Annotated in this window: 6 protein-coding genes; 4 read left to right on the plus strand and 2 right to left on the minus strand. The window is 68.6% G+C overall.

From position 1 onward, the window contains the following. Nucleotides 1–347 precede the first annotated feature (347 nt). Together ACWIE7_RS18290 and ACWIE7_RS18295 are read right to left on the minus strand one after the other, a co-directional pair. Complete coding sequence (locus ACWIE7_RS18290) at nucleotides 348–707, minus strand: type II toxin-antitoxin system RelE/ParE family toxin (protein WP_454070204.1); 360 nt, start codon at nucleotides 705–707, stop codon at nucleotides 348–350. After that, a complete protein-coding gene (locus tag ACWIE7_RS18295) occupies nucleotides 707–1,027 on the minus strand; it encodes a type II toxin-antitoxin system ParD family antitoxin (RefSeq protein WP_454070205.1) in 321 nt (106 codons plus the stop codon). The genes ACWIE7_RS18290 and ACWIE7_RS18295 overlap by 1 nt, the downstream gene beginning before the upstream one ends. Before the next feature lie 88 nt (nucleotides 1,028–1,115). Here ACWIE7_RS18295 and ACWIE7_RS18300 point away from each other — a divergent pair, with 88 nt between their 5' ends. From ACWIE7_RS18300 to ACWIE7_RS18315, 4 genes are all read left to right on the plus strand, one after another. Next, nucleotides 1,116–1,970 (plus strand): MerR family transcriptional regulator, encoded by an 855-nt coding sequence (locus ACWIE7_RS18300; RefSeq protein WP_454070206.1) that lies wholly within the window; start codon nucleotides 1,116–1,118, stop codon nucleotides 1,968–1,970. Then, on the plus strand, nucleotides 1,970–2,797 hold the full coding sequence (locus ACWIE7_RS18305; RefSeq protein WP_454070207.1) for a hypothetical protein: 828 nt from the start codon (nucleotides 1,970–1,972) through the stop codon (nucleotides 2,795–2,797). Before ACWIE7_RS18300 ends, ACWIE7_RS18305 begins: the two co-directional genes overlap by 1 nt. 142 nt (nucleotides 2,798–2,939) lie before the next feature. After that, nucleotides 2,940–3,101: a hypothetical protein gene (locus ACWIE7_RS18310; RefSeq protein ID WP_230929985.1), complete on the plus strand. Its 162-nt coding sequence runs from the start codon at nucleotides 2,940–2,942 to the stop codon at nucleotides 3,099–3,101. Between the two features lie 220 nt (nucleotides 3,102–3,321). Beyond that, nucleotides 3,322–4,551 carry an IS30 family transposase gene (locus tag ACWIE7_RS18315; protein WP_454070208.1) on the plus strand — a complete coding sequence of 410 codons (1,230 nt, stop codon included), beginning with the start codon at nucleotides 3,322–3,324 and terminating at the stop codon, nucleotides 4,549–4,551. The last annotated feature ends 102 nt before the right edge of the window (nucleotides 4,552–4,653 follow it).

A 4,653-nucleotide genomic window follows, 5' to 3' on the forward strand; every position in this document is an offset into this window, starting at 1 on the left:
TCCCGGGCTCCGACCTGCTCGATAAGCGCCATCTGTACTTCTTGGGAAGACTTGGGTAACGGCCTTGTGGGCTGGCACCACGCTCCGGCGGCGGCACCGGGGGCCATTGTTCCACGTCGCCCCGCCGGTCGCGCCGAGGCTGCGCCGGGGCGGGCCTCGACCCTCTCGCCCGCCCCTCCCACTTGCGCGCCCGGGGCCCCGCCCCACGCCCCTTCGACTTGCGCACCCTCTCTGCGCATTTCTGGCCCACTTACGCGCCCAGATTGATGCATTCCGAGCGCGTACCTCTCGCCTCAGTCAGCGCCCCGCCGACTTGGCCCACTCCCGAGACCGCCAGGCGTTCTGACTCAACTCCAGTCTTTGCCCGGATCGATGTGGCGGCCGACGTCCATCGCGTCGTGAAGTACTCGGCCGATGACAAGTACACCCCCGTCAAATCGGCAAACCAGAAAATGTCGCGGGCGACTGACACGTCCACCGGTCGACCGGAATCGGCTGTTCGACAGGTGCCACGTAACGACCCGCTCCCCGAGCTCAGGGCGCTCGAGCAGGCGGGGATCATCGGAAGCAGCTGCAACGTCCCTTATTGCAGCGACGATCAGCACTTGATAACGCTGCCGAGCTTGTTCACCGAACTGCTGGTACGACCACGCGAGAACCGCTGCGATATCGTCCCGCGCGCTGTGAGTGAGACGGACCTCCGCCATCAGCCAGCTGACCGACCGTCAGCCACAGCTCGGGCGCCGATGTCGGCGATGACGTCGTCCAGGTCCGCATCGTCAATGTCTACGTAGTGACCCGCTGCAACATCGGCCCAACCTCGATCGGCGGCAGAACGTAGCGCGGCGAGTCTTGCCGCGTCCTCCGCCTCACGCTGTTCCAACAGCCGAAGCCCTTCCCGCAAGACCTCGCTCGCGTTCTGATAGCGCCCCGATGCCACCAGGGCATCGACGAGTTCGTGCTGCCGCTGTCCTAGAACCACATTTCGCGTCGGCATTCTCATCACCCCATTGGCAGAATATGCCAACCATGCGCCTTTGGCTAGACGCCCGTGAGCACCCGTGTAGGTCCTTGTCCCTTGACCTTGTCACAGTGTCAAGGTTCATGATCAGGGCATGAGAATCGGTGAGGTCGCCCAGATCGTCGGGATCAGCGCACGCATCATCCGGCACTACCACCGTGTGGGCGTCCTGGCCGAGCCCGGGCGCACGACCGGCGGGTACCGCGAGTACGGCGTGGCCGACCTGGCCCGCATCGCCCGGATCGCATTCCTGTCCAGCTCCGGCGTGCCACTGCGCGAAGTCGCCGCGCTCCTCGAGGCGGAGACCGGCGGGGGCGGCGGCAGCCTCAGCGACAGCGACGGACCCGATCCGGCACCGCACGGCCCCGCCGCCGACCTCGCCGCCATCCGCGACGGGATCGACGAGCAGATCGCGCAGCTCACCCAGCAGCGGGACCGACTGGACGTGATCGCCCAGCGGGCCGCCGCCGGGTTGCCGCCCGGGCTACTGCCCGAGCCCGTGGCCCGCGCCCTCGAGACATGCCGCGCCGAAGCCGACGGCGACCCCAAGCTGGCCGCCCTGCTCGACCGCGAACGCGATCTACTCGACCTGGTCGGCCTCAGCGGGGCCTTCCCCGATGCACTAACCGCGAGCTACGTGGCCATCGGCGCCGACGCCGGCCGGCGCCGCGCCTACCTCGACATGCTCGCCGGCTTCCAGCGCATCGAGGGGCGTCGACCAGCCGACGTGGAGCCCGAGATCACCCGGCTCGTCGACGCCCTCCTGAGCGACGCCGACCTGCGGGCGCTCGTCGCCGGCCCGCCGGCCACGGCCGACTCCCCGACAGCACCCGGCGAACCGAACCGGCCCGCCGACCGAACCGGACCCACGCTCGACCAGCTCCTTCCCGACCCCGCCCAGCGCGAGGTACTGCGCCGCACGCTCACCGTCCTGGGCGTGCTGTCGTGATGGGCAGGCTGTTGCCGGCGGTGGCGGTTGTCGTCGTCGTCATCGATGCGGTTCTCCTCGCGACCGGCACGATCACACCCGCGGTGGCGCTCGCACTGTTCCTGGCCGTGGAGGTCCCGCTCGGGTCGGTCGCGGTGGCCGGATACGTCCGCCGGTACCGCGACCACCGCCGCCGTTCCGGAGCGCGGCGAGACGCCCTGCGCGCGCTCGCCGCCGACGACCCCTACCTGGGGATGATGGCCGCCGAGGCCCGCACGTTCGCCTCCCTCGGCCGCTGGATCGCACGGCGACCGGACGTGCCCACCGGCGCCGTGGCGATCGGCTACTCCCGCGGCACGCTCGGCATCCCGATAGCGCTCTCGATCGCGGCGGGGATCGAGCTGGTGGCCGTCCATCTGCTCCTCCCGTGGCCCACCGTCCGGCTGATCCTCGACCTCCTCGGGGTCTACGCGCTGCTCATGATCCTGGGGCTGCTCGCCGGGCGGATCGTGCGGCCGCACCTGATCGTCGGCGGCGAACTCGTACTCCGCAGCGGGCCGCACGTCTGCGCCCGGGTGCCGCTCTCCGACGTGACCGAGGTGCGTCGGGATCGCAGACTCTCCCCCACCTCCGCGGCGGTCGACACCGACGGCGACCGCGACATCCTCGCCCTCCCCGGACCGGACGGGACCAGCCTGACCGTGATTCTCGCGCGGCCGGTCGACGCGGCGGAGCCGGGGATGCCGTGGGGTAGGCCCAGGGCGCGGGAGGTCAGCGAGGTGCGGCTGCATGTCGACGACGACGACGACGCGGCCCGGCTACTCCGCGAGGCGGTGCCGGCAGCGTGAACCGGGCGGCGTCCTGACCGAGTACCCAGGGAACGGACCCCTGCAGTGTTCGAGAATCGTTGACGCCCTTGGCCCCGGGTCCTAGCGTGGGGCGCAAGCTTCGCTGCACCGACCCGGGGCAGCACGAGGGAGGGTACTCATCATGGACTCGATCGGAGACGTCGCCGGAAGCGCGATCATCGGAGTGGGGGGCGTCATCAACATGATGTTGGCCGCCGTGGGTTCGGGCGGGCTCGCGGGCTCCCTGTCCGAGAACGTCTACCTCCCGCTCCTGGGCTCGGTCGCGCCCGGCTTCACCTTCTGACCGCGGGCGCGGGGGCGGCCACCCGACCAGGAGGCGCGCATGACCCTGTCCGGTGAGCAACTCCAGCAGACCGCACGGAGCACGGCCGACTCCCTGCCCCCTCGCCCGCCGAGTGGTCGCACCCATTCACGTTTCCCCAGGGCGGTTTCAAGTGGTCAGTGCAACACGGATCGGTGGAGGTCGTGTTGTGACGTTGTCGGTGTTGGTGCATGCCAGGTGCGTGAGGTTGCTGCTGGAGGGCAAGAACAAGTCGCAGGTCGCCCGTGAGGCGGGGGTCTCGCGGACGTGGCTGAAGTTGTGGACTAACGCTCAGGGGCTGGTTAGTTCGATGGGGCCGAATGCGGCGTTGACCAGCGAGTCTCAGGATCGAGCGCGGGAACTGCTGGACAGACTGTGCGGTGTGGATCCCACCTTGGACAACCCCGATCAGTGCGGTTATGTCGATGCCCGCGGTCAGCTCACCTCCTACGGGCGGGGGGTGGTTTTCCACCTGCTGCTTAAGGGCGAGTCGAACGCGGCGATCGCTCGGGTTCTAGGGGTCCATCGCGCCACCATCGGTCGGGAGATCACCCGCAACGGGGGCGGGGACTCCTACCTGCCCCAGCAGGCCCAGCAGCGCGCCGCACAGATGGCCTGCCGTCCGAAGGCGTCCAAGCTCGCCGAGGGCACAGTGCTTCGCCAGCAGGTCGTCGGGTGCTTGAATCGCCGGGACTCTCCGGAGCAGATCAGTGCCCGAATGAAGCTGTTGTTCCCGGATGATGAAGACATGAACGTCAGCCACGAAACGATCTACCAAGCTCTGTACGTGCAGGGCAAAGGGGCGCTACGTCACGAGCTGACCGTGGAGAAAGCGCTGCGCACGGGCCGGACCGGCCGCCGGCCGAACTCAAAGCTTCCCTGCCGTGGCCGCCGCTCCTGGATCGGCGAGGACGCGAAGATCTCCGCCCGACCGGCGGAGGTCGACGACCGGGCAGTGCCCGGGCACTGGGAAGGCGACCTCGTGCTGGGCAAGGCCAACCGGACCGCCCTGATCACCCTCGTCGAGCGCACCAGTCGGTTCGTGCTGATCCGGCGCCTGCCTGAGCGCCACGATGGACACACCGTGGCAGATGCGCTCGTAGAGATGATCAAGGACCTGCCCGAGCAGCTGCGCCGCACGATGACCTGGGACCGCGGCAGCGAGATGAGCGAGCACGCCACGTTCACCATGGCCACCGACACCAAGGTCTACTTCTGCGACCCGTACTCGCCCTGGCAACGCGGCTCGAACGAGAACACCAACGGCCTCATCCGCGACTTCTTCCCCAAAGGAACCGACTTCGCCCAGGTCACCGACGATGAGATCCGCTACGCCCAGGACAACCTCAACGACCGCATACGAAAGACCCTCGGATGGAACACTCCAACCGATACCCTGAACACCTCAATGGGCGTTGCGCTGACCACCTGAACCCAAGCAAGACCAGGCCCGGCGCAGACGGGATTCTCGACCACTCGCCGCGACCCCGCGGCACGCGAGGCGCGTCCGCCTAACTGAAGGCGCGTAGCAGTT

The sequence above is a fragment of the Dietzia sp. NPDC055343 genome (genome assembly GCF_053645265.1).

Bases quoted from the DNA above. Each gene is read 5' to 3' on its own strand.
- ACWIE7_RS18290 (WP_454070204.1), bottom strand. From the start codon at position 707: ATGGCGGAGGTCCGTCTCACTCACAGCGCGCGGGACGATATCGCAGCG.
- ACWIE7_RS18300 (WP_454070206.1), top strand. From the start codon at position 1,116: ATGAGAATCGGTGAGGTCGCCCAGATCGTCGGGATCAGCGCACGCATC.
- ACWIE7_RS18305 (WP_454070207.1), top strand. From the start codon at position 1,970: ATGGGCAGGCTGTTGCCGGCGGTGGCGGTTGTCGTCGTCGTCATCGAT.
- ACWIE7_RS18310 (WP_230929985.1), top strand. From the start codon at position 2,940: ATGGACTCGATCGGAGACGTCGCCGGAAGCGCGATCATCGGAGTGGGG.